The sequence below is a fragment of the Leminorella grimontii ATCC 33999 = DSM 5078 genome, from assembly GCF_000439085.1.
Lineage (GTDB): Bacteria > Pseudomonadota > Gammaproteobacteria > Enterobacterales > Enterobacteriaceae > Leminorella > Leminorella grimontii.
In genome coordinates, this window is record NZ_AUUA01000001.1 from 750,053 (window position 1) to 776,390 (window position 26,338).

Below are 26,338 nucleotides of genomic sequence, written 5' to 3' on the forward strand. Positions count from 1 at the left end.
CGGCAACAAAAGGATATAACATGACATTGCTTAACCCTTACTTCGGCGAATTTGGCGGAATGTACGTTCCACAAATATTAATGCCGGCGCTACAGCAGCTCGAACAGGCCTTCGTCAGCGCGCAGAGCGATCCCGGCTTTCAGCGGGAATTCCACGACCTGTTGACCAACTATGCGGGGCGCCCCACGCCGCTAACCCTGTGCCGCAACCTGACCGCCGGTACCAAGACAAAGCTATACCTCAAGCGCGAAGATCTGCTGCACGGCGGCGCCCATAAAACCAACCAGGTACTCGGCCAGGCGCTGTTAGCCAAAAGAATGGGTAAAACGGAAATTATCGCCGAAACCGGCGCCGGCCAACACGGCGTAGCGGCCGCGCTCGCCAGTGCGCTGCTGGGCCTGAAGTGCCGGGTGTACATGGGTGCGAAAGACGTCCAGCGCCAGTCGCCGAACGTCTTCAGAATGCGCCTGATGGGCGCTGAAGTTATTCCGGTTCACAGCGGTTCATCAACCCTTAAGGACGCCTGTAACGAAGCGCTGAGAGACTGGTCCGCCAACTACGACAAGGCGCACTACCTGCTCGGCACCGCCGCCGGCCCTCACCCGTTTCCTACCATCGTGCGGGAATTCCAACGCATGATCGGAGAGGAAACCAAAGCGCAGATGAAGGAGAGAGAAGACCGCCTGCCCGATGCGGTGCTGGCCTGCATCGGCGGAGGTTCTAACGCTATCGGCATGTTCGCCGACTTTATCAACGAGCCGGGAGTGCGCCTTATCGGCGTTGAGCCAGCGGGGCTTGGCATCGAAACCGGTCAACACGGCGCGCCCTTGAAACACGGTCGCGTAGGCATCTATTTCGGCATGAAGTCGCCGATGATGCAGACCGACGAGGGGCAAATCGAAGAGTCTTACTCTATCTCTGCGGGGCTAGACTTCCCGTCCGTTGGGCCGCAGCACGCCTACCTCAACAGCATCGGGCGCGCGGAATACGTTTCCATTACCGACGACGAAGCGCTGGACGCTTTCAAACAGCTTTCGCGCCACGAGGGCATCATCCCTGCGCTGGAGTCCTCCCACGCGCTGGCCTACGCGCTGAAGATGATTGCGGCCGAACCGCAAAAAGAACAAATCCTGGTGGTTAACCTGTCCGGCCGGGGAGATAAAGACATATTTACCGTTCACGATATTTTAAAAGCGCGGGGAGAGATCTGATGGAACGTTATCAACGCCTGTTTAACCAATTGGAAGCCAACGGAGAAGGCGCGTTTGTCCCCTTCGTCACGCTGGGCGATCCAAACCCCGAGCTGTCGCTAAAGATTATTGATACCCTGATTGACGCAGGCGCCGATGCGCTGGAACTCGGGATCCCGTTTTCCGACCCGCTGGCGGACGGCCCCACCATTCAAAACGCCACTCTGCGCGCCTTTGCCTCAGGAGTGACGCCGTCACTTTGCTTTGACCTGTTGGCAAAAATACGCGCCCGTCACCCCAATATTCCGATCGGCCTGCTGATGTACGCAAACCTGATTTTCACCCGCGGGATCGACGAGTTTTACGCCCGCTGCGCCGCGGTTGGCGTAGACTCCGTACTGGTTGCCGACGTGCCTTTCGAAGAGTCAGAGCCGTTTCGCACCGCAGCGCTACGCCACGGCGTAGCACCGATCTTTATCTGCCCGCCTAACGCTAACGACGACCTTCTGCGCCAAATAGCCACCCACGGCCGGGGCTATACCTATCTGCTCTCCCGAGCCGGCGTTACGGGCGCAGAAAACAAGGCCCATCAGCCGCTTGAGCACCTGATAAACCGGCTTAAAGAGTACAACGCCGCCCCAGCCATTCAAGGGTTCGGCATTTCCGAGCCGTCTCAGGTTAAGGCCTCCATCGACAGCGGCGCTGCGGGTGCGATATCGGGCTCGGCTATCGTAAAAATTATTGAGGAGCTCAGCGCCAAGCCGGATGAGATGCTCAACAGGCTGGCCGAGTTTGTAAGAAACATGAAGGCAGCAACTAAAAGGTAATTCATTCAAGAAGCCATAATGCAAAACGGGCGCCTATAACGGCGCCCGTCGTCTATCCGCGACCGGAAATTATTCACTCACTACTGCGCCCACCGGCAGCACAAAGCTGAACTCGCTGCCCTTGCCCGGCTGGCTTTCAATCTCCAGCCGAGAATCGTGATGGTTGAGCGCGTGTTTAACAATCGCCAGCCCCAGCCCGCTGCCGCCCGTCTGCCTGGAGCGGGAAGGATCGACCCGGTAGAACCGCTCCGTCAGGTGGGAAAGATGTTGCCGCTCAATGCCCGGCCCATTGTCTTTCACGCTAAAGCGCGCGCCTTTTGGCGTCAGCGTCCAGTCAACCTGAACGGCCGTTCCTTCCGGCGTATGGTTAACCGCGTTGTACACCAGGTTAGACATCGCGCTGTAAAGCTGCTCCGGATTGCCGTAAACGTACAGCCCCGGCGTAACGTTGAAGTTAAGCTTATGCTTACCGCCGCTTAGCACTTCTCCTTCGCGCAGCAGCGTATCCAGCAGCGCCGGAACGTTAATCTTTTCATTCGATACGTGGCGCGGCGCGGCTTCAATGCGCGACAGGGTCAACAGCTGATTGACCAGCAGGTCCATGCGCTCGGTCTGCCCTTTCATGCTGGCCACGGCGCGCTGGCGAATTTCAGGGCGCGTATCTTCATCGTCCAGCATTTCCAGATAGCCTCTAAGCACCGTCAGCGGCGTTTTCAACTCATGGCTGGCATTGGTGAAAAACTTGCGCCTCACCTCTTCCAATTGTCGCACCTGCGACACGTCGCGTGCTGAAATCAGTATTTGCCCTTCATCATAAGGCACCGCGCGAAACTCAATGTGGCTGCCGTTGTTGAACTGAAGGGTCAGCGGTTCGCCGAACTGCCGCTGGTTAATAAAGTCGGTAAACTGCGGATAGCGAATCAGGTTAAGAATGTGCTGGCCGTTGTCCTCCGGCCAGCGAAAGCCCAGCATGCTTTGCGCCAGGCGGTTACACCAAAAGATATGGCCGCTTTCCGTACTGAGCACCACTGCGTCCGGCAGCGATTCCGCGCCGCTGCGAAAGCGCTTGATAAGCGAAGTCAATTCTCGCCGACGCTGGCGGTTGCGGTGCTGCATCTGATACAGGCCGTAAAACAGCGGCTCCCAGCTTCCTCTTCCCGACGGCGGCATAATGCTGCGATCCAACCACAGCCAGTGAGAAAGCTTCAGCAGGTTGTAAAAGTGCCAGCACAGCGCAGCGCTGACGGAAATCAGCAACAGCAGCGTCAAATGGCCGATAAAAATGCTTAACAGCAGCGCGGGAAGACAAAAGAGAAACAGCTCTAAAATGATTTTTTTCCACGACAGGCGTTCTAACACTGGCAGTTTCCTAATTAAAAGCGCGTTGAAAAACGGTAGCCGGAACCGCGTACGGTCTGCAGCATCTTATCATAGCCGCTGCCCTCCAGCGTCTTACGCAGTCGACGAATAAACACGTCTACCGTTCTGTCCTCAACGTAAACGTTGGTGCCCCATACCTGATTTAGCAGCTGTTCGCGGCTGTAAACCCGTTCCGGATGGCTCATAAAAAAGTGAAGCAGCTTGTACTCCGTCGGTCCCATATCGAGCGGCACGTCGTCCGCCATGACTCGATGAGAAGACGGATCGAGCACCAGGCCGCTAAACGTCAGCTGCTCGTGTTCCGTCATCGGCGACGCTCTGCGCATCACCGCCTTGATGCGGGCCATCAGCTCTTTGGGCGAAAACGGCTTGGTCACATAGTCATCAGCGCCGGACTCCAGCCCCTGCACCCTGTCGTCCTCTTCGCTGCGCGCGGTCAGCATGATGATAGGAATATCTTTGGTCAGCGCTTCGCGCTTCATCGATTTGATAAACTGTATGCCGGAACCGCCCGGCAGCATCCAGTCCAGCAATACCAGATCGGGATACGGCTCTTTTAACTGCGCCTGCGCGCTGGCCAGGTCCCCCGCTTCTACCGTCTGATAATCGTGCTGTTCCAGCACAAGAGAGATCATTTCCCTGATAGGCGCTTCGTCTTCAACGATCAGTATGCGTTTCATCATCGGCGTTAGGCTCTTTCGCTGTAGATCTTTATTGGAGCTGTAATGCGGGCCAGTATGCTACAGATATATGACAGTTTTATGACGTTAACAACCTGAACGTTGTGAATTAACTCGAGATTAACGGAAAAAGACCGCCGCTTGGCCATTCGCTGCGTATAATGTCGCGAAGGAAAGGTTTCTACACTACTGCGAACGATAACCGTGAGGATCCATGCGAATTATTCATACGTCTGACTGGCACCTGGGACAATACTTTTTTACTAAAAGCCGCGCCGCAGAGCATGAAGCATTCCTGAACTGGCTGACTGAACAGGTAGTTACCTACCGAGTCGACGCCGTTATCGTCGCTGGGGACGTGTTCGACACGGCGTCGCCGCCCAGCTACGCCCGCGAGCTGTATAATCAGTTTATCGTCAGGCTTCAGCCGACGGGCTGCCGCCTGGTGGTTCTTGGCGGCAATCACGACGCCGTTGCCGTACTGAACGAGTCCCGCGCGCTTTTAGCCTGCCTTAACGTTGACGTAATAGCCGACGTCGCAGAAGACGAATCACAAGAGCTGTTGCTGTTAAATGATAGAACAGGAGAGCCCTCGGCCCTGCTGTGCGCCGTGCCGTTTATACGAAAGCGTGACATTGTCACTAGCCAGGCGGGGCAGTCGGCGGAGGAAAAGCGTATAGGAATGCAGTCGGCCATCGCCGAGCACTATCGGCGCGTTTACGAACTGGCGCTGGCTAAAAGAGCAGCGCTCGGTCGTCACTTTCCCATTATATTAACCGGGCATCTGACGACCGTCGGCGCCTCAACGTCAGACTCTGTCAGAGAGATTTACATCGGTACGCTTGACGCGTTTCCCGCACAGGCCTTCCCGCCGGCCGACTACATCGCGCTGGGCCATATTCACCGGCCTCAGAGGGTGGCAGGCCTTGAACACGTTCGCTACTCCGGTTCCCCCATAGCCCTAAGCTTTGACGAAACCGGCCAGGAAAAGAGCGTCGTTTTAGTCGACCTTAATCCTGACGCTTCGCCGCAAATAACGCTGCTGCCGGTGCCGGAATTCCAGCCCATGCGCTTAATCAAAGGCGATATCGACGAGGTGCTGGCCAGACTTGACGCGTTTAAATCGTCCAGCGAGGAGCGCCCCGTTTGGCTGGATATAGAAGTCGATACCGCACTTTACCTCAGCGATCTACAAAAGCGCATTCAGCTAATGGCCGACGACCTGCCGGTGGAGATCGTTCTGCTGCGGCGCAGCAAAACCATGACGCATCGCCATCTGGAACGACAGGAGAAAGAGACGTTGACCGAACTGACCGCCAATGACGTTTTTGAGCGCCGACTGGCGCAGGAACAGCAGGAATCTCCCGATGAAAACGTCGCTTCGCGCTATCCTCGGCTGAGAGAGATGTTTAACGGCATATTGGATGAAGTCAGGCTTGAGGGTGAACAAAAGGCACAGGAGGAGATAAAGTGAAAATTCTCAGCCTACGCCTTAAAAACCTCAATTCGCTTAAGGGCGAGTGGAAAATCGACTTCACGCAGCCGCCTTTTTGCGACAATGCGCTGTTCGCCATCACCGGCCCCACCGGAGCGGGTAAAACCACCCTGCTGGACGCCATCTGCCTGGCGCTCTATCACAAAACGCCCCGCCTCGCCGTCGGCCCGACGCAAAACGATCTGATGACCAACCATACCGCCGAATCTCTGGCGGAGGTCGAATTTGAGGTTCAGGGCATCGGCTACCGCGCCTTTTGGAGCCAGCGGCGCGCCAAAGGCCTAGCGGACGGCAACCTGCAGGCGCCGAAGGTTGAACTCGCCTATTTGAGCGACGGAAAAATCATCACCGATAAGGTTCGCGACAAGCTTGAGGCCATAGCTCAAATCACCGGCCTCGATTTCGGACGCTTCACCAAGTCCATGATGCTCTCCCAAGGGGAGTTCGCCGCCTTTCTCAACGCCGAACCTAACGAACGGGCTGAGCTGCTGGAAGAGCTGACCGGCACCGAGATATACGGCCAGATTTCCGAGCGGGTCTTCCTGCGCCATAAAGAGGCCAAAAGCGAGCTGGACGCGCTATACGCCCGATTCGAGGGCGTACGGCTGCTTGGCGATGAGGAGCTGAATTCGCTACGCGAACAGGCACAACAGCTTCACCAACAGGAGCAGGTCCTGGAGCAGCAAATTCAGCAGTTGACCAACGACGGGCAGTGGCTGGCCCAGCAGGACGACTATCGGCAGCAGCTATCGACGGCCCAGCGGCAGTTAACCGACGCTCAGGACGAGCTGCAAAAGAGCGCCGATCGGCTGGAGCGCCTGCGGCAAAGCGAACCGGCTGAAAAGCTTAATCCCCTTTACGGCGAACGCCAGCGGCTGCGGGATGAAACTCGTGAGTTGGAACAAACGCTTGTTCGCTTAACGACAGAGACGGAACGGCTTCGCCTGAACGTCACACAGAGCCAGCGGGCCTGTGAACAGGAAGAAAAGACGCTAAGCGCCATGCTCATTGAGCATGAACAAACGAGAACGCTGATCGATGAACGGATAGCGCCGCTCGATTTACACATTGCCGCCAGGCGTCAGGAGCTGGAGCAGTGGACGGCGCAGAGGGTTGAACTGACCGGGCAGAAGCAGAACGCGTCTTCTGCTCACGCAGCGCAGCTTGCCCAAAGCGGGACGCTTGAACGACGACAAAGCGACCTGGAAGACTACTTCTCTCGCCACAAGCAGCACGCTCAGTGGGGGGAAAACCTCCCCCTGTGGCAAAGCCTGATGGAAGAGCTAACGAGACAAAAAGCCGAGCTTGTCCTGTTGGCTCAAGACGTAGAACAGCGCCGCCAGGATCGGGAAAATCTTGAGCGCGCCTTCACCCAAACGTCTCAGGAGCAGCAGGAAGAACAAACGAGGCTTCAGTCCCAGCAAGAGGCGTTCGAGCGCCTTCAGAAACAGCATCATGCGTTAGCGGCTGAATGCGACTTGGCGTCCCTTCGAAAACGGCGGACGGCACTGGCAAACGCCCGAGAGGGCGCGCGCGAGCAGCGCCAGCTTCAGGCTCGCTATTTAGAAACGCAGGCCCGGCGCAGCGCGCTCGGTGAACGACAGGCGCTGCTCATGGTCGATATTGAGCAACAAAAGGTCAGGCGAGCGACCAATCGGCGAGAGCTGGAAGATAAGCAGGCCCATTTGGCCGATTTGGAAACGCTACACCAACAAGAAGTATTGCTGGCCCGCTTTGCGCAAGAGAGAGCACAGCTGAAATCAGGCACTCCCTGCCCTCTTTGCGGCGCGCTGGAGCATCCCCTTAATGAAAAAAGCGGCGCCCATAGCGATAACGGCAGTGCGGAGCGGCTCGCAGCGCTAAAGGCCGACGTTCAGCGTCTGCACGATGACGACGTACGGCTACTGAGCCAGATTCAGGCGCGAGAAGACGAAGTTCAACGCCTGCGACTCGAAGCGACGGCGTTAGACCGCTCGTTGACCGAAGCGCAATCCCAGTGGCAAACGCTTGGCCAAACGTCAGAGGCGACCTTTAGCATCGAGGATGAACGAGGCCTCAATGACCATCTGAGCGCCCTTTTGCTGCACGAACAAGCGCTGGAAGAGAACCTCTCGCGTCTGGAACAGGCGGAAAAAGATCTCCAACAGCAGAAAGAGCGGTTAAATCAGCACGCCGTCAGCCTGAAAGAGGCTCAACAGCGCGTAACGCTGCTGGCGCAGGATCTCGCGCACCGCGCGCAGCAAAGCCAGCAGTCGGAAGAGCGGCTCAAATCTGCGGGCGATAAATATCAAAGCCGATTGGAACAGCTGCGCCAGCGGCTGGAAAAGCATTCACTTCCCCTGCCTTTGCCAGAAGGCTATGCGGACTGGCTTAGCGCCCGCGAAGGCGAATGGCGCCAATGGCAAACCCACCGCGCTGAATCCGCAGAGCTAGAGCAGCAGGCCGTTGCGCTCAATGGCGATCTTCTCGCGCAGCGGGAGCGCATATCGCTTATACAGGCCCAGCTACAGGACATCGATGAGCGGCTTGCCGCCGGTCAAAAAGAGGTCGAGCGCTTAACCGAGGAGCGCCTGGCGCTCTTTGGCGAACGAACGACGGCGGAAGCCCTGCGTGAAATGACGAAAGCGCGTGCTGAACGAGAACAGGCGCTGGCCCAAACTCGCCAACGCTGGCAGCAAAACAACAGCGAGCTGCAGTCGATGAGCGGGCGGCTGTCGGCGCTCGACCTACAGCTTCGCCAGAGCCGGGAACGCCTGACGAAGCTCGAAACGCTTTTCCTTCAGGCGCTCAACGCCAGCGTTTTCAGCGACGAAGACGCCTTTTTGGCCGCCCGGCTTAGCGACGAAGAACGACTGTCGCTTAACGCTCTTAAAGAGCGCCTGGCAACGGCGTTCGCTCAGGCTACCGCGCTGGTTCAGTCGGCCGAACAGCGCCTTCTCCAGCACGTCGAAACGCCCCCCGCTCACCTGCCGCATGGTGAAACTCGCCAGACGATCGCGGAGCGGCTGGCGCAGCTTTCTCAGGAGATCCGCGCCAACGGCGTGCTTCAGGGGGAGGTTCGCCAAAAGCTGACGGAAGATGGGCTCGCCCGCGAGCGCCAGGGAGAGCTTCAGGCGCTTATTGCCCGCCATCAGAAAAATCTGGACGACTGGTCGACGCTAAACGCGCTGATCGGCGCAAGCGACGGCGCCAAGTTCCGCCGGTTCGCGCAGGGCCTGACGCTGGACCACCTGGTCTATCTGGCCAATCTTCAGCTTGAGAGGCTGCACGGCCGCTACCAGCTTCAGCGCAAGTCAGACGGCGCTCTGGAAATGCAGGTCATTGACACCTGGCAGGCAGACAGCGTGCGTGATACCCGCACGCTGTCCGGCGGCGAGAGCTTTTTAGTCAGCCTATCGCTGGCGCTGGCGCTATCCGACCTTGTGAGCCATAAAACGCGCATCGACTCCCTGTTTCTGGATGAAGGATTCGGCACGCTGGACAGCGAAACCCTCGACATCGCCCTCGACGCTCTGGACAACCTTAACGCCAGCGGGAAAACCATTGGCGTCATTAGCCATATTGACGCAATGAAAGAGCGAATTCCGGTACAGATTAATGTGAAAAAGGTGAACGGGCTTGGCGTGAGTCGGTTAGACGAAAAGTTTAGAAATTAGTGCGTTATTTCCAATAGCGACGCGCGGCCTGAAGTAAAAGTGCGGCAAGCCACGTTGCGATTGGGTATGATGGCATCTATGTTTATACAGAGCGCTGCTCTCTTTACGTTAAATGGAAATAAGTATGTTGTGGTTTAAAAACGTTATGATTTATCGCCTCAGCCGTGAGGTTTCACTCTCTGCTGACGAAATGGAAAAGCAGCTCAAGCCGCTAACGTTCACCCCCTGCGGCAGTCAGGATATGGCTAAAACAGGCTGGGTTTCGCCGATGGGTTCGCACAGCGACGCATTAACGCACACAACGGGTAACCAGATCCTCATCGTTGCCCGTAAAGAAGAGAAAATTTTGCCGGCGCCGGTCATTAAGCAGGCGCTCAATGCGAAAATCGCACAGCTTGAAGCGGAGCAGCACCGCAAGTTGAAGAAAACGGAAAAAGACGCGCTAAAAGACGAAGTGCTCCATACGCTCCTCCCTCGCGCCTTCAGTCGCTTCAACCAGACCAGCCTGTGGATAGATACGGTAAACGGCCTGATTATGATCGACGCAGCCAGCGCCAAACGAGCAGAAGATACGCTGGCCCTGCTGCGCAAGAGCCTTGGCTCGCTGCCGGTCGTGCCTCTTACGATGGAAAGCCCCATCGAGCTGACGCTGACCGAGTGGGTTCGTTCCGGACAACTGCCGGAAGGCTTTACGCTTCAAGAGGAAGCCGAACTTAAGGCGCTGTTGGAAGGCGGTGGAGTGATTCGCTGTAAAGGGCAGGAGCTGGTGTGCGACGAAATCGCAACGCACATCGAGGCAGGTAAGCTCGTCACCAAGCTGGCTCTGGACTGGCGCGAGCGCATTGAGTTTATGCTGGCCGACGACGGCAGTCTGAAGCGCATCAAGTTTACGGAAACGCTGCGTGAACAAAATCAGGACATTGATAAAGAGGATTACGCAGCCCGCTTTGACGCAGACTTTTCTCTTATGACGGGAGAGACCGCCGCGTTAATTAGCGAGCTCATCGAGGCGCTCGGCGGCGAACGCGCAGAATAACCTTTATATATACATGGTTTTTCAACCTCTCGCGCTAAGAATAAATAAAGGCGCGACGGTCTAAAAATGGTGGGATTTATATTTTCATTACAAGCAGGAGTGGTAAACTACCCTCCTGCTTACAACACATTATAAACAGAATTATAGTTTTACTCTTTTTTAGTTTTTGGCCCATTAGTTCCATAATTTGCTAAAAACACAGTTTTGCGAACCAATTTAGCGAAAGTAAACGGAGGGAGCGTTTGCATAATTATATCATTAACGACCGGGTTCTTTTTAATACGCATACCGGTACGTTAAGCCGCCTTGACGACCCGCGGCAGATAAGCACGCTCGACGGACACGCTAAGCGCCTGTTTTTGCGCCTGATAGACAGCGGTTATCAGATTATTCCCTTCGATCAGCTGGCGCAGGAAATTCACCGCCCGCCTTCTTCTGAAGCCACCGCGCTTTTGGTACACATACTGGAAGGCATCTCTGAATCGTTTCTGAAAATTCGAGAGCCGGAACCCATATTAACCACCTACTCTTACGGCGTTCAGCTTTCAACCGACGTTGAACTTAAGGTTATTGCCAGCTACAGAACCTTTAACAACAACGGCAAAGAAAAGCCCTATATTGCCAAGAGGCCCATTCTCAACGCGACGCTTCTGGCGGAGAAATCCAATATTCAGACGTCTTCCCAAAGTCGGCTTCGCCGGTTTATTTGGTACTACATTCGCGTTGCGCTGCTGGCGGCGCTGTTTATCATCCTGCTCTATGGCGCCCTGTCGCTGTTTTCCAGCCGGCCTAACTACTACGCCGACTATCACTATCAGGGCAACTATTACAGCTGTAAGGTGTTTATCCATAACCAAAAGCCAACCGATTTAGCTCGCCTGAAACAGCGCATCGACAGTCTGAAAATAGACTGTTCTACACCTAAAAACGTGTACTTCAGCCTCCCCGCCGACGACAGGCGGGAGTCCTTTCAGGTCTGTCAGGGCGATCCGGATAAAGATGACGCTCCCTGCGTTAATTACTATGTGGTGAAGGTCAAATGAAACGTAGCCTGTCTCTTATCATCATCGCTGCTGTGGGAGCAACAATACTGCTGATAACCAGCATTTATCTGTTCTACACCCGCCAACAGGACTCGTTCACCTGCTCTACCCATGGCTCTTATCTGTTTGAAAGAAGCGATAAGAGTACGGATGCGCTAATGATATCCAACATGACGTTTCATTTTAAAAACGGTAAAGGCAAGAACATGATAACGGGGTACATTGAGACCGACGGCCAGCGTTATATCATTGACAGAACGATCCTGTTTGACTATTACCGCAGTAAAAACAATGACTTTACCCTAAATACTACCGACATTTTACGCACGTCGCACGACACGCTCCCCAATGAATTGGGCGAACGCTACCTTTACCGCTTTAGTACGGAACGCCATGAATCGACCTATCTGCACGTCATTGATATGAATAGCGGCAAGAAGATTTTTTCCAACGGAACGCTGCCGTATTTTATTTGCCAGTAGTGCGTTCGCCGGTCAGCGCTTTTCGTCTTACGAAATTTCGTGAAAACGCTGACCTTTCATTGCTATATCCTAAATAATTCGAGTTGTATGACAAAACGCCTACGGCGTTTTGAACAGCGCAAAGCGCTGGCCCTGAAAGGGTGAACCCCGTAGGGGGAATTACGCAGCCAACGCACAGGCAACTTGAAGTATGACGGATATAAACCTTCATATTTCTTTCATTCTTTTTATTGGCCATCGATTTATACTAAGCGCCAAGACGTCCAATTCTGGAGAATAGCCCACTGGACGGGGCTATTATGGTGAACAATCCACATGACACGACCTTCTTCCCGACTGTTACGCCCTTTAACCGTTGCGATTGTCGCGGTATTTGCCGCTGGGGCTTACTTTTACTTCAAATCACCGGCTGACAGCGGAACGTCAACGGCGAAAAATGCCAGTGGCCAGACCCAGGCGCCAACGGGCCGTCGCAATATGCCGATGCCTCCGGTGCAGGCCTCTGTCGCCACGACTCAAGACGTTCCCCGCTACCTGAGCGGCTTGGGGACGGTAACCGCCTCAAACACCGTTATCGTTCGCAACCGCGTTGAAGGCCAGATCGTTGCCATCCACTTTATCGAAGGGCAAGACGTTAAAGAAGGCGACCTGCTGGTTGAAATAGACCCTCGTCCTTTCGAAATACAGCGGGCTCAAGCCGAAGGCCAGCTACAAAACCTACAGGCGACGCTGGTCAACGCCAGGCGAGATCTGGCGCGCTATCAGTCGCTGATTAAAACCAAAATGATTTCACAGCAGCAGTTGGATGAACAAACTGCGCTGGTCAAACAAACCGAAGGCAGCATCAAGGCGGCCCAAGCGACGCTGGATAACGCTCACCTGATGCTGACCTACAGCCGAGTTACCGCCCCTATTTCCGGTCGAGTTGGCCTGCGTCAGGTTGACGTCGGCAATTATGTCACCAGTGGTGACAGCACTGGTTTGGTGGTTATTACGCAAACTCGCCCCATCGACGTCCTGTTTACGTTACCCGAAGCCGCACTAAGCGACATACTCACAACCTATCGAAGCGGCGCGCCTCTGATCGTTGAGGCCTGGGATCGGGAAAATAAGCGGCTTATCGCCACCGGCACGCTGCTAAGCCTGGACAACCAGATCGACGCGGCTACGGGCACCATTAAGCTCAAGGCGCGCTTTGACAATCAGGATGAGCGCCTCTTCCCCAATCAGTTCGTTAATACGCGCATCAAGGTCGATACGCTTAAAAACGCCCTCGTCATTCCCGCCGCCGCCGTACAGACCGGCAACAATGAAAACTTTGTCTGGGTTCTCGGCGACGATAGCAAAGTGACGAAGCAGGCCGTAACCGTCGGTCTGCGCTACGGCGAGCTGAGCGTCATTAACAGCGGGCTGTCGCCAGAACAGCGCGTCGTTACCGACGGCGTTGACCGACTTAAGGAAGGCGTGCAGGTAGAGGTCGTCACGCCTGGCGCCGCGAAGGATGGCGGTCTCCGGGGACCGTCAACGAAATGAGCGCCGTCAGCGAAATGAAAGCCGAGCGCGCTCTGCCGACGGGCGGCGGCCTGTCCCGCCTTTTCATTCTCCGCCCGGTTGCGACCACGCTGCTGATGGTGGCAATCCTGCTGGCGGGCATTCTCGGCTACCGGGCGCTTCCGGTTTCCGCGCTGCCCGAAGTCGACTACCCGACGATTCAGGTCGTTACGCTTTATCCCGGCGCCGGGCCGGACGTCACTACCTCGGCCATCACCGCGCCGCTGGAGCAACAGCTGGGACAGATGTCCGGCTTAAAGCAGATGTCTTCCCAAAGCTCCGGCGGCGCGTCGGTCATTACGCTTCAGTTTCAGCTCGATCTGGCGCTGGACGTCGCCGAACAGGAGGTTCAGGCCGCCATTAACGCAGCGACCAACCTGCTGCCGGGCGATCTGCCCTATCCACCGATTTACAGTAAGGTCAACCCGGCCGATGCGCCAATCCTGACGCTTGCCGTGACTTCCGATGCCGTTCCCATGTCGCAGGTGCGCGACATGGTGGAAACGCGCGTGGCGCAGAAAATATCGCAGGTTTCCGGCGTCGGGTTGGTTAGCCTGTCCGGCGGCGAACGACCGGCAGTCAGAGTAAAGCTGAATCCTCAGGCGCTGGCCGCCTATGGGCTGGATAGCGAAACGGTCAGAAGCGCCATCACCGGCGCCAACGTTAACTCGGCGAAGGGCAGCCTCGACGGGCCAACCCGTTCCGCCACCCTGTCGGCCAACGACCAGATGCGCTCGCCGGAAGATTACCGTCAGCTGATTATTTTCTACAAAGACGGCGCGCCTATCCGGCTCAAGGATATCGCCACCGTTGAAGACGGCGCAGAAAACGCCCAGCTTGCAGCCTGGGCGAATCAAAAGCGGGCCATCATCATCAACATTCAGCGCCAGCCGGGCGCCAACGTGATTACCACCGCCGATGAAATTCGCAGCCTGCTGCCCCAGTTAACCAACAGCCTGCCGAATGCCGTCAACGTACAAATACTGACTGACCGAACCATCACCATTCGCTCCTCCATTGACGACGTGCAGCTAGAACTTATGCTGGCCGTCGCGCTGGTAGTTTTGGTTATCTATCTGTTTTTACGCAATCTGCCCGCAACGATTATTCCCAGCGTCGCGGTCCCGCTCTCTCTGGTTGGCACGTTCGCCATCATCTATTTCCTCGGGTTTTCCATTAATAACCTGACGCTGATGGCGATGATCATCGCCGCCGGCTTCGTTGTCGATGACGCCATCGTGGTGATAGAAAACATTTCTCGCTATATCGAACAGGGAGAGAAACCGCTTAACGCCGCGCTTAAAGGGGCGGGAGAAATCGGCTTTACCATCGTGTCCCTCACCGTTTCACTGGTGGCCGTGCTTATTCCCCTGCTGTTTATGGGCGACGTGGTAGGGAGGCTGTTTCACGAATTCGCGCTAACGCTGGCGGTGGCGATACTGCTTTCCGGCGTGGTTTCGCTCACCCTGACGCCGATGATGTGCGCCCGCCTGCTGAGCCATGAGTCGCTGCGTAAACAAAACCGCTTCTCTTTAGCCTTTGAGAACTTCTTTACTCGCGTGGTCGCCGGCTATGGCCGCTATCTCACCGTCGTGCTCAAGCACCCGATGACTACGCTCGGCGTGGCTCTCGGCACGCTGGCGCTCACCGTCACGCTTTATCTGTTCATCCCCAAAGGCTTCTTTCCGCTGCAGGATAACGGGCTCATTCAGGGAACGCTGGAGGCGCCGCAGGCCATTTCATTCAGCGCGATGGCCAAGCGCCAGCAGGAAGTGACCGCACTGCTGTTAAAAGATCCCGACGTTGAAAGCGTTTCGTCGTTTATCGGCGTCGACGGCAACAACGCCACGCTCAACGGCGGGCGAGTTCAAATCAACCTGAAGCCCTTAAGCCAGCGCGACGCGCGGGCGCCGGAAATCATCGATCGCCTGCTCGCTCGAGTAGAAAGCGTGCCCGGCATAACGCTATACCTACAGCCGGTACAAGACTTAACCATTGAAGACAAAATCAGCCGAACGCAGTATCAGTTTACGCTACAGGCTATGTCGCAAGAGCAGTTAACTCAATGGGTGCCGGTACTGCTCGAACGCCTTAAAGCGCTGCCGCAGCTGGCTGATGTCACCAGCGACTGGCAGGATCGCGGTCTGATGGCCTATGTGAACGTCAACCGCGACGACGCGAGCAGGCTTGGGATCGATATGAGCGCTATCGACAACGCACTGTATAACGCCTTTGGGCAGCGCCTGATTTCCACCATTTATACCCAGGCTAATCAGTACCGCGTAGTGCTGGAGCAGCAGGTCGATAAAGACCGGGTGATGGACGCCTTTGACGCTATTTACCTAAAAAACGCCAGCGGTCAGCCCGTTCGCTTAACCAGCATCGCCACCGTTGAAGAACGCTTTGCGCCGCTTTCCGTCAACCGAATCTCCCAGTTCCCGGCCGCCACCGTCTCCTTTAACCTGCCGCCGAACGTCTCGCTGGGGGAAGCAACCCGCGCCATCACCGACGCGGAGCGCGAGCTTAACTTCCCAAGTGACATTGTCACTCAATTCCAAGGCGCCACGCTGGCGTTTCAAGCCTCGTTAACCAGCACCCTGTGGCTTATCCTGGCGGCGATCGTCACGATGTACATCGTGCTGGGCGTGCTGTATGAAAGCTTTATTCATCCGGTCACCATTCTGTCAACACTGCCCAGCGCAGGCGTCGGCGCACTGCTGGCGCTGATGCTATTTGGCAAGGAGCTGGACATCATCGCCATCATCGGCATCATTTTGCTGATAGGCATCGTCAAGAAAAACGCCATCATGATGATCGACTTCGCGCTGGCCGCCGAGCGAGAGGAAGGCAAGTCGCCCTATGACGCTATCTATCAGGCCTGCCTGCTGCGTTTTCGCCCCATTCTGATGACGACCATGGCGGCCCTGCTCGGCGCGCTGCCGCTGATGCTAAGCCAGGGCATCGGCGCAGAGCTCAGGCAGCCGTTGGGCATCTGCATGGTTGGCGGCCTGCTGGTAAGCCAGGTGCTGACGCTGTTCACTACGCCGGTGATTTACCTGCTGTTTGACCGCCTTAGCCACCGCTTGGTCGTACGCAAGCCAGAGCAGCAAGAGGTTGCGCCGTGAGGTTCTACGCCCTGTTTATTCACCGGCCGGTGGCGACCACCCTGCTGACGCTGGCGATTGTGCTCGCCGGCCTGCTGGGCTTTCGGCTGCTTCCCGTTTCGCCGCTGCCGCAGATAGACTTCCCGGTGATTTCCGTCAGCGCATCGCTGCCCGGTGCGTCGCCGGAAACCATGGCCGCCTCAGTGGCCACGCCGCTGGAGCGCGCGCTGGGCTCTATCTCTGGCGTCAACGAAATGACCTCCAGCAGCTCTTTGGGCAGCACTCGCATCATTTTGCAGTTTGACATGGACCGCGACATCAACGGCGCGGCGCGAGACGTGCAGGCGGCGATCAACGCCGCGCAAAACCTGCTGCCAAGCGGCATGCCGTCTCGTCCCACCTACCGCAAGGCGAACCCGTCCGACGCACCTATCCTGATCCTGACGCTGACGTCTGACGTCTATTCGCCGGGTGAACTGTACGACTACGCCTCTACCCAACTGGCGCAAAAAATCTCGCAGCTGGAGGGCGTAGGCGACGTCAGCGTTGGCGGCAGCTCCCTGCCGGCCGTTCGGGTGGAGCTAAATCCGCAGGCGCTTTTTAATCAGGGCGTCTCTCTGGACGACGTCAGAAACGCGATCAATAAAGCCAACGTGCGCAGGCCGCAGGGTTCTCTGAATCTGGAATCACAGAGCTGGCAAGTGCAGACAAACGATGAAATAAAAACCGCCGAAGGCTATCGTTCGCTGATTATTCACTACCAAAACGGCACGCCGGTCAGGCTGCAGGACGTTGCCGACGTCGCCGACTCCGTGCAGGACGTCCGCACCGCGGGGATGGCCAACGGCGTACCGGCTATCCTCATCATGGTGCGCCGAGCGGCGGACGCCAACATTATCGACACCGTCAACCGCATACGCCAGGAGCTGCCGGAGCTGCAAAGCGCCATTCCCAGCGCAATTAATCTTTCTATCGCTCAGGACCGTTCCCCGACTATTCGCGCTTCGCTAAGCGAGGTCGAACGTGCGCTGGCCATTTCAGTTGCGCTGGTTATTCTGGTGGTTTTACTGTTCTTACGCGAAGGCCGCGCGACGCTTATTCCCGCCGTCGCGGTGCCCGTATCGCTGATAGGCACCTGCGCCGCCATGTATCTGCTGGGATTTAGCCTGAATAACCTGTCGCTGATGGCGCTTACCATCGCCACCGGCTTCGTGGTGGACGATGCGATCGTCGTATTGGAAAACGTGGCGCGCCATATTGAAAACGGCCTTAAGCCTTTTGACGCCGCGCTTAAGGGCGTGAGTGAAGTAGGCTTTACCGTACTCTCCATGAGCCTCTCTTTAGTGGCGGTGTTTATCCCTCTGCTGTTTATGAGCGGCCTGCCCGGCCGATTGTTCAGCGAATTCGCCGTCTCGCTGTCGGTCGCCATCGGCATTTCGCTGGTGGTTTCTCTGACGCTCACGCCCATGATGTGCGCACGGCTGCTTAAGGCTCATCCTCCCAAGAGCGAACGCGGCTTTGGCCGCTGGCTTCTCGCCATGCAGCACGGCTATGCGCGATCGCTTGCCTGGATGCTTAACCGCGCGCCGCTGGTGCTGACTCTCTTTATCGCAACCGTAGCGCTAAACGTTTGGCTGTATACGATCGTGCCGAAAACCTTTTTCCCCGAACAGGATACAGGAAGGCTGATGGGCTTCGTTCAGGCCGACCAGAGCATTTCGTTTCAAGCCATGAAGCAAAAGATGAGCACCTTCATGAAGATAGTCAACGGCGATCCCGACGTTGACAACGTAACCGGCTTTACCGGCGGTTCGCGCACCAACAGCGGCTCAATGTTTATCTCGCTCAAACCGCTCGGTGAGCGTAAGGACACCGCACAGCAGGTGATTAGCCGCCTGCGCGGCAAGCTGGCCAAAGAGCCCGGCGCCAGCCTGTATCTTATGGCGGTACAGGACGTACGGGTCGGCGGCCGTCAGGCCAACGCCGGATATCAGTACACGCTGCTGTCCGACGACCTTGCATCGCTTCGTCAGTGGGAGCCTAAAATTCGCTCAGCGCTGGCGGCGCTGCCCGAACTGGCGGACGTTAACTCCGATCAGCAGGACAAGGGCGCGGAAATCGCCCTGACCTACAACAGAGAGACCATGTCGCGCCTCGGCATCGACGTAACGGCGGCCAACGCGCTTTTAAATAACGCCTTCGGCCAGCGGCAGATTTCCACCATTTACCAGCCGCTCAACCAGTACAAGGTCGTCATGGAAGTGGCGCCGCAATACGCTCAGGACCCCAGCGCGCTGGACAAAATGTTTGTCATTAACGGCGAGGGCAAGGCCGTCCCCCTTTCCTATTTTGCGCAGTGGTACCCTTCCAATGCGCCGCTTTCGGTCAACCATCAGGGGCTTTCAGCCGCCTCTACGGTCTCTTTTAACCTGGCCGACGGTTATTCACTGTCAGACGCGACCTCTGCCATAGAGCGCACGATGACGGCGCTGGGCGTCCCGCCGACCGTCCGCGGCTCATTCGCCGGTACCGCACAGGTGTTTAAAGAGCTGCTGCAGTCACAAATTATGCTGATCGTCGCCGCCGTGATAACCGTCTATATCGTGCTCGGCGTCCTGTATGAAAGCTATATTCATCCTCTGACCATCCTTTCTACGCTGCCGTCGGCAGGCGTTGGCGCTATACTCGCCCTAGAGCTTTTCGATACGCCGTTTAGCCTGATAGCGCTCATCGGCGTGATGCTGCTGATAGGCCTGGTGAAAAAGAACGCTATCATGATGGTCGACTTTGCCCTGGCGGCGGAGCGAGAAGGCAGATTGACGCCGCGTGAAGCCATCTATCAGGCCTGCCTGCTGCGATTTCGCCCCATTATGATGACCACGCTGGCGGCTATCCTCGGCGCGGTGCCGCTGGTATTGGGCAGCGGCGACGGCGCGGAGCTGCGTCAACCCCTTGGTATCACCATCGTCGGCGGCCTTATCGTCAGTCAGCTTCTGACGCTGTACACCACGCCAGTGATTTATCTTTATTTCGACCGTCTTAGCCGCTGGTTTGAACGCCGCAGAGCGTCAGGCCGCGCCATAGGGCTGCGGGCATAATTTTCAGGAGTCCGTTCATGACCGATAACGCCCCTCACGTACGCTGGCAGCTGTGGATCGTTGCTCTCGGCTTTTTTATGCAGTCGCTGGACACGACGATCCTCAATACCGCCCTGCCCGCCATGGCCCACAGCCTGAACGAAAGCCCTCTGCGCATGCAGTCGGTTATCGTTTCTTACGTATTGACGGTGGCGATTGGGCTACCCGCCAGCGGCTGGCTGGCCGATCGCATCGGCGTTAAGCGCGTATTTCTTGCCGCCATCGTGCTGTTTACTCTAGGCTCGCTGCTCTGCGCACAGGCCGAAAGCCTGCAAGAGCTTATCCGCGCCCGCATCGTCCAGGGCATCGGCGGCGCGATGATGGTGCCAGTAGGCCGCCTGACGGTGATGAAAATCGTCCCCAGAGAGCAATATATGGCGGCCATGACCTTCGTCACGCTTCCCGGTCAGGTAGGCCCGCTGGTAGGGCCGGCGCTGGGCGGCTTTTTGGTCGAATACGCCAGCTGGCACTGGATCTTCTTGATTAACCTGCCGGTCGGGATTATCGGCGCACTGGCCACGTTTTGGCTGATGCCCAACTATAAGATGCCGCCGCGCCGGTTTGATATGGTGGGATTTATTTTGCTGGCGGTCGCCATGGCAACGCTGACCCTGTCGCTGGACGGCCACAGCGGGCTGGGGCTGACGCATTCCGCCATCATTCTGCTTTGCGCCTGCGGCGCCTGTTCGCTCGGCCTTTACTGGCTCTATGCCCGCCGGGCAGAATCGCCTATTTTCAACCTGTCGATGTTCCGCATCCCCGCCTTTTCCGTCGGGCTAAGCGGAAGCCTGCTGGCCCGCATCGGCAGCGGTATGATGCCCTTCATGACGCCGCTGTTTCTTCAGGTCGGGCTCGGGTTTTCGCCCCTCCACGCGGGGCTGATGATGATCCCGCTGATTATCGGCAGCATGAGCGTGAAGCGGCTGGTGGTTCGCATCGTCAACCGCTTCGGCTATCGCCACGTTCTGTGCGTCTCCACGCTTGCTCTGCCGGTGTTTACGCTGCTTGTCGCCCTTTGCGGCATACGGGGCTGGTTCTGGGCGCTGCCGTTTATCCTGTACCTGCTCGGCGTGACCAACGCGGTGCGTTTCTCCACCATGAACACTCTGACGCTTAAGGATCTGCCCGACGAATTCGCCAGCGGCGGCAACAGCATGCTGTCGATGGTCATGCAGCTTTCCATGAGTCTTGGCGTCAGCATCGCGGGCATTCTGCTGGGCGTGTTTTCAGCCCATCAGGCCGCGGCGGGAACGCCTGAGATCCAGCAGGCGTTTTTACACACCTACTTTGGCATGGCGCTGATTATGACGATCCCAACCTTTATCTTTATGCGAGTTCCGCTTAATAATGCGCCAAACGTTCAGCTTGAATCGCGCAAGAAGCGTTAACGCCCTGACGGAGAAGCCGAGAGATGAAAATAGGCATTACCGGTAAGCTCTTTCTCGCCATTTTGGCGACCTGTATGCTCGTTATCGTTACCATGAACTGGGGCGCACGCTTAAGCTTTGAGCGGGGATTTACCGACTATATTCGCCACTCTAACGAACAGCGCTTTAACCTGCTGGCGAACTCTCTGGCCGAGCGCTATCGCATTGAGGGAAACTGGGACTTCCTTCGCTATAACGAGAAACAGCTCTACCGCCTCCTTCGCTCTTTTGACCAAAACGACGGCCATGAAGACATGCCGCCCCCGCCCGGATGGCGCGTTCCCTTTTGGGTGTTCGACACTCACGATCGCTTGATCTCCGGCTCATCCCACCCCGTGCCGAACGAAGCGACGCGCACCGCCATTACTCTCGACGGTAAAATCATCGGCTGGATCGTCGCCGTTCCCAGCGAAAAGCTAACCCGGCAGGCCGATATCAACTTCTCTTTGCAGCAAAGCCGCACCAGCTGGATTTTAGTCGCGCTGTCCACCTTTTTGGCTGCCCTGATGACGCTGCTGGTATCCCGCAGCCTGCTTTCTCGCGTAAAAACGCTGGTCAACGCCACCCATAAGCTTGCCGCCGGCGACTTCAGCGCCCGGGTCGCCGTCGCCAGCAAGGATGAACTGGGTACGCTTGCCAACGACTTTAACCTGCTTGCCCATACGCTTGAGAAAAACGAGTCTATGCGGCGCGCCTTCATCGCCGACGTGTCTCACGAATTGAGAACGCCGCTGGCCGTCCTGCAGGGTGAGCTTGAGGCCATGGAAGACGGCGTCCGCCAGCTAACGCCAACGTCGCTTCAGTCGCTTCAGGCGGAGGTCAGCGCGCTGACGAAGCTGGTTAACGATCTTCACCAGCTCTCTCTTTCCGACCTCGGCGCGCTGAGCTATAAGAAAGCGCCGCTAAACGTTATCGACGTTCTCGAACAGTCGTTGGCTATCTATCGGGGGCGCTTTGAGCAAAAGGGCCTGGATATCGAGACCTGCCTGCCGCCAAAAGCAGTTATCTTCGGCGATCCCGACAGGCTTGCCCAGCTGTTCAATAACCTGCTGGAAAACAGCCTGCGCTATACCGATACCGAGCCCGGCGGGCGGCTTATCGTTTCGGCCGATATAGAGAAAGAAAACCTGTTAATCCGCTGGCAGGACTCCACGCCCGGCGTGACGGACGAGCAGATGACGCAAATCTTTGAACGCTTTTATCGTACCGAACTCTCGCGCAACCGCACCAGCGGCGGCTCAGGGCTTGGGCTTTCTATCTGCTGGAATATCGTAAACGCACATGACGGACGCATTAGCGCAGCGCATTCCCCTTTAGGCGGACTGGAAATTGCGGTAACCTTACCTCTCATTTCTACGGCGAGCGCAGCGGTACGATGACAGAAAAAAGCGAACTGGCCGAAGGCGGCCTGCCCCCCATCCTCATCGTTGAAGACGAACCCAAGCTTGGGCGCCTGCTGGTCGACTATCTGCAGGCGGCCGGCTATCAGACGCAGCTGTTAACCCACGGCGGCGAAGTGGTTGAGCACGTTCGCCGTTTTCCGCCTTCGCTCATTCTTCTGGACCTGATGCTGCCCGGCGTCGACGGTATGACCCTCTGCCGCGAAATTCGCCTCTTTTCCGACGTGCCCGTTATTATGGTGACGGCGAAAACCGAAGAGCTGGACCGGCTTTCCGGGCTTGAAATCGGTGCTGACGACTACGTGTGCAAGCCCTACAGCCCCAGAGAGGTGGTCGCCAGAGTTAAGGCGCTGCTCAAACGCAGCTATACGACGCCCCGCCCGCTATCGGCTCAGGACGACGCTCTGAGGCTTGACGAGACGCAGTTTCGGGTGTCCTATCGCGAGCTTCAGCTTGACCTCACCGCCGCTGAGTTCCGACTGCTTAAGGCGCTCATGGCCAATCCCGGACAGGTGCTGACCCGTGAATCTCTGCTAAATAATCTGTATGATGACTACCGCGTCGTTACCGACCGCACCGTCGACAGTCATATAAAAAACCTGCGCCGCAAGTTGGAAACGTTGGACGCAGAACGGGTCTTTATTCGCTCCGTTTACGGATTAGGATACCGTTTTGAGGGATAGTCCAGGCTATATTCCTTAGTGATTTATGCGCAATGTCGCCCATAATTGAAGGAATACGGCCTAATACAAGGAAAGACAATGGAGTCCACTGTCGAATGAAATATCAATCAAAGAGCGCCGCTGCGGCGGTCTTTCTTAGCGTTACCGCTGCGTTCTGTGCGCAGAATGCGCTTGCGGCGCCCTCAGAGGGCTGCGCAATCAGCGAAAGCGTCAACGCCAATAACCACCTTATTCTTTTAAGTTACCCCTATACAACGCCCGTCAAGCGCGTTGAGACCTACACCGAAAGCGATGACACCGGCTCTGCCTTTTATTCGGTCTTTAACTATGACCGCTGCGGCCAGATCCTCGACATGCACTATCAGCTGGTAAAAAACGAGCAGCGCTTTATTCTGGATTCGGAATACGGCCTGACGAAAATGGACGACGGCTGGCTAAATAGTTACAGCGTCACTATGTATAACATCTTTGCCAAACAGCGGGTGCTGGCATTCGCGCGCGAAGGGACAACCCGCTATCGCACCGACGCTAACGGGCTTATCGTCGGATCAATAGAAAACTATACCGCCGGCAGCAAAGAAAAAATAGAAAGTGGTGAAACGCGCGGCAGCTATCTGTTAGACAGCACAAAGCGTATTGCTAACGTAACCCTGCTCGGCTCGGACGGCGGTGATAATCGTTTTTTCTACAACGGCAGCGGCATGCCGTTTTCATTCACAAGCCCCAACTCCCATATTATTTATCTGTACGACAAGCAGGGGCGTCAGGACAGTTCGCTCGAAATCAGCGTGTCATCGTTCTACTTCGGCAGCAAAAAAAGCAACTGTACGGAATGGAACTCCCATAACGACTGTACCAGAGCCGTTTCCGATGAAATTGAGCTGTTTCCTAACTATGCCGTTCAAAGGAAGAGCGTCTTTCGGTCTACCTTTAGCTATTGGGATGAAGAGTCAAATCAAGATGCAAGGTTGGTAAATAAAGAAAAATGAAACACAGCCTTATTGCAATCGCACTGGGAGCTGCGTTTTTTAGCGGCACTGCTTTGGCTGACATACCGTGTGATGAAGCTGTTATTAAATATCGTCAGTTGAACGCGGATATTCTCGGTAAGAGCCTGCCACAAGGCCACCCACGCAGCGTTGAGACGACGATAAGCAACCGCTCGGAAAACGGTGAGAGTACCATGTCAGACGAGGTCAACTATGATGCCTGCGGTCGCCTGACAAGTGGGAGAGAACGCATCAATTCTGTTACATTCAGTTCTTCAGGGTCAACGATAAAAGTTGAAGGAAGTGCACATATGAGAGCGCATCCCAATGGCTGGAAATATGACATCGCCATGACGACATCCGTTGAAGAAGCCGGCAAGCAGCAGATTGGCCAAATAAACAGCCAAGGTTTCTACGCGCTGAATGAGCAAGGATGGATTTCAGTGTATAAAAACACTATCACTACGGGCTTATCAGGACAGAGTAAATCAACTATCGCCACGTCTCACTACCGTATCAACGATAAAAACCAGTTGGTTTTTTCGCAAACCGACAAGGGGCTAGACAGAGGCGAAGTACGCTATACCTATAACTCAAACGGCCAGCCAGAATTTATCGTTTCGCAGAAGAAACAGATAAGCACTGTTTATGATGCCAATGGCCGTAATTTAGCGTTCTTTTCTATAACGCTTTACCCTTGGGCACTGATTTCAGCAAGCGGGCGCTGCCAAGAATGGGATAAGCAGGATAACTGTACTTTAGTAAAACATAGCGAAATAGAAATTGGCAAAAAAGGGCAAGGAACATCAAGAAACTTGGAAACCCGCACCGTTTATCGCTATTGGGATGATGCAAAATAGCTCTGGCCCACACACAAAACCACATAACGACGCCTATTACACGGCGTCGCCTATTTCTCCGTCTTTCTCTGCCAGTTTTACCTTCATTTAGCGCCACTCTTTCATCATTTTTGCTATCCCTACAGACATAAAAATATAACTAATTAATAAATATAAAATTTATTTAAATTAAATTGCACTGCCTTCAAATTATTTCCGACAAAAATCACATTCCTGATAAAAACCCCTAGTCTTTCACTTTGCTTCAAGTAACCTGCTAATTCGAATTAGCACATAGAAAAACAAAAATTATCGCCTTTATACCTCTCTGCCTATCAAGGGGAACCGGTTTATAACCAACATAAAAGGGACCACTCTATGAAAGCGAACAAACTCCTCTTTACCCTAACCTTAGCCTGCGGGCTTACCTGCACCTCTGCGGCTCTTGCCGCGCAATATACGCTGAAAGTCGGGCACAGCGCCCAAACCTCTTTTCATATGCACAAAGCGTGGGAAAAATTTGCCGACGAGGTTAAAAAAGGGTCGAACGGCGAGATAGACGTTCAAATCTTCCCGGCGGACCAAATGGGCAACAGCCTCGAACAGCTCGAATACGTCCAAACCGGTACGCTAGACATGACCTCCCAATCAATGAGCCTGTTGGCCAACTGGGATAAAGCGTTCGGCATTACCGAAATGCCCTACGTCTTCACCAGCCGCGAAGAGGCGCTGAGCGTGCTCAACGGCGACTTTGGTCAATATCTGTTTAGCAAGCTTGAACCCCTGGAGCTTAAAGGACTGGCCGTGGCGGAAAACGGCTTTCGCCAGATAACCAATAACCGCGGGCCGATTTATAAGCCCGACGATCTGAAAAACCTGAAAATACGCACCATGCAGATAGACTCCCACATTCTCGCCTATCGTCACATGGGCGCAAACCCGACTCCCATGGCGTTCGGCGAGCTCTATTCGGCCCTGCAACAGGGCGTAGTCGACGGGCAGGACAACCCGCTAAGCCAAATTGTCACCAGCCGCTTTTATGAAGTGCAGAAATACGTTTCTCTGGCCAATATCGTTTATAGCACCGACGTCGTATTAATCGGCCTGAATAAATACAACTCGCTGCCGGAAAAATACCAAACGCTGATTAAAGATGCGATGAAATCCGCCATGGCCTATCAACAGGAGTTAATTAAGCAGGAAGAAGACGGCTACGTCGCTTTTCTGGAAAAGGCTGGGCTTAAAGTCAATTCGCTGTCGCCAGAGCAAATCGCCGCATTCAAAGAGAAGGTCAATGAGGTTCGTCCTCAAATGATTAAATCCATCGGCCAGGAAAACTGGGACAAGCTGGAGAGCAGCATTAAGGCGTATCACGCTAATAAGCAGTAGATAAGGCATATAAAACCCGTACCTCACCTG

18 protein-coding genes are annotated in these 26,338 nt (G+C 55.7%); 16 read left to right on the forward strand and 2 right to left on the reverse strand.

Going from position 1 to position 26,338, the window contains the following annotated elements:
- Positions 1-20: 20 nt before the first annotated feature.
- Positions 21-1,211: a tryptophan synthase subunit beta gene (gene trpB, locus G544_RS0103425; protein WP_027273288.1), complete on the forward strand. Its 1,191-nt coding sequence runs from the start codon at positions 21-23 to the stop codon at positions 1,209-1,211.
- Positions 1,211-2,017 (forward strand): tryptophan synthase subunit alpha, encoded by an 807-nt coding sequence (gene trpA, locus G544_RS0103430; RefSeq protein WP_027273289.1) that lies wholly within the window; start codon positions 1,211-1,213, stop codon positions 2,015-2,017. The genes trpB and trpA overlap by 1 nt, the downstream gene beginning before the upstream one ends.
- A gap of 69 nt (positions 2,018-2,086) precedes the next feature.
- On the opposite strand, the gene phoR is transcribed toward trpA, so the two are convergent.
- Both phoR and phoB read right to left on the reverse strand, forming a co-directional pair.
- A complete protein-coding gene (gene phoR / locus G544_RS0103435) occupies positions 2,087-3,376 on the reverse strand; it encodes a phosphate regulon sensor histidine kinase PhoR (RefSeq protein ID WP_027273290.1) in 1,290 nt (429 codons plus the stop codon).
- A gap of 14 nt (positions 3,377-3,390) precedes the next feature.
- On the reverse strand, positions 3,391-4,080 hold the full coding sequence (gene phoB, locus G544_RS0103440) for a phosphate regulon transcriptional regulator PhoB (RefSeq protein WP_027273291.1): 690 nt from the start codon (positions 4,078-4,080) through the stop codon (positions 3,391-3,393).
- A 211-nt stretch (positions 4,081-4,291) separates the two neighbouring features.
- Between phoB and sbcD the strand changes: the two genes are divergently transcribed.
- From sbcD to G544_RS19870, 14 genes are all read left to right on the forward strand, one after another.
- Positions 4,292-5,551: an exonuclease subunit SbcD gene (gene sbcD, locus G544_RS0103445; protein WP_027273292.1), complete on the forward strand. Its 1,260-nt coding sequence runs from the start codon at positions 4,292-4,294 to the stop codon at positions 5,549-5,551.
- Entirely contained in the window at positions 5,548-9,228 is a 3,681-nt protein-coding gene (locus tag G544_RS0103450; RefSeq protein WP_027273293.1) for an AAA family ATPase, read from the forward strand. Before sbcD ends, G544_RS0103450 begins: the two co-directional genes overlap by 4 nt.
- 124 nt (positions 9,229-9,352) lie before the next feature.
- Positions 9,353-10,264 carry a recombination-associated protein RdgC gene (gene rdgC, locus G544_RS0103455; protein WP_027273294.1) on the forward strand — a complete coding sequence of 304 codons (912 nt, stop codon included), beginning with the start codon at positions 9,353-9,355 and terminating at the stop codon, positions 10,262-10,264.
- A gap of 242 nt (positions 10,265-10,506) precedes the next feature.
- The gene (locus tag G544_RS0103460) at positions 10,507-11,307 is read left to right on the forward strand and encodes a hypothetical protein (protein WP_027273295.1); all 801 of its coding nucleotides are present in this window, start codon (positions 10,507-10,509) and stop codon (positions 11,305-11,307) included.
- Positions 11,304-11,789 (forward strand): hypothetical protein, encoded by a 486-nt coding sequence (locus G544_RS0103465; RefSeq protein WP_027273296.1) that lies wholly within the window; start codon positions 11,304-11,306, stop codon positions 11,787-11,789. The genes G544_RS0103460 and G544_RS0103465 overlap by 4 nt, the downstream gene beginning before the upstream one ends.
- 315 nt (positions 11,790-12,104) lie before the next feature.
- Positions 12,105-13,322, forward strand: coding sequence for an MdtA/MuxA family multidrug efflux RND transporter periplasmic adaptor subunit (locus G544_RS19865; RefSeq protein ID WP_036023118.1), 1,218 nt, complete (start codon positions 12,105-12,107; stop codon positions 13,320-13,322).
- A gap of 14 nt (positions 13,323-13,336) precedes the next feature.
- Positions 13,337-16,465, forward strand: a complete 3,129-nt coding sequence (locus G544_RS0103475; RefSeq protein ID WP_027273297.1) for an MdtB/MuxB family multidrug efflux RND transporter permease subunit — start codon at positions 13,337-13,339, stop codon at positions 16,463-16,465.
- Positions 16,462-19,542 (forward strand): multidrug efflux RND transporter permease subunit MdtC, encoded by a 3,081-nt coding sequence (mdtC, locus tag G544_RS0103480; RefSeq protein WP_027273298.1) that lies wholly within the window; start codon positions 16,462-16,464, stop codon positions 19,540-19,542. The genes G544_RS0103475 and mdtC overlap by 4 nt, the downstream gene beginning before the upstream one ends.
- 17 nt (positions 19,543-19,559) lie before the next feature.
- Positions 19,560-20,969: a multidrug transporter subunit MdtD gene (gene mdtD, locus G544_RS0103485; RefSeq protein WP_027273299.1), complete on the forward strand. Its 1,410-nt coding sequence runs from the start codon at positions 19,560-19,562 to the stop codon at positions 20,967-20,969.
- 23 nt (positions 20,970-20,992) lie between these two features.
- On the forward strand, positions 20,993-22,387 hold the full coding sequence (baeS, locus tag G544_RS0103490; protein WP_027273300.1) for an envelope stress sensor histidine kinase BaeS: 1,395 nt from the start codon (positions 20,993-20,995) through the stop codon (positions 22,385-22,387).
- Entirely contained in the window at positions 22,384-23,091 is a 708-nt protein-coding gene (locus G544_RS0103495; RefSeq protein WP_051155547.1) for a response regulator, read from the forward strand. The genes baeS and G544_RS0103495 overlap by 4 nt, the downstream gene beginning before the upstream one ends.
- 95 nt (positions 23,092-23,186) lie before the next feature.
- A complete protein-coding gene (locus tag G544_RS0103500; RefSeq protein WP_027273302.1) occupies positions 23,187-24,080 on the forward strand; it encodes a hypothetical protein in 894 nt (297 codons plus the stop codon).
- Positions 24,077-24,940, forward strand: a complete 864-nt coding sequence (locus G544_RS22090; protein WP_134389035.1) for a hypothetical protein — start codon at positions 24,077-24,079, stop codon at positions 24,938-24,940. The genes G544_RS0103500 and G544_RS22090 overlap by 4 nt, the downstream gene beginning before the upstream one ends.
- A gap of 357 nt (positions 24,941-25,297) precedes the next feature.
- Entirely contained in the window at positions 25,298-26,308 is a 1,011-nt protein-coding gene (locus G544_RS19870; RefSeq protein WP_036023121.1) for a TRAP transporter substrate-binding protein, read from the forward strand.
- The last annotated feature ends 30 nt before the right edge of the window (positions 26,309-26,338 follow it).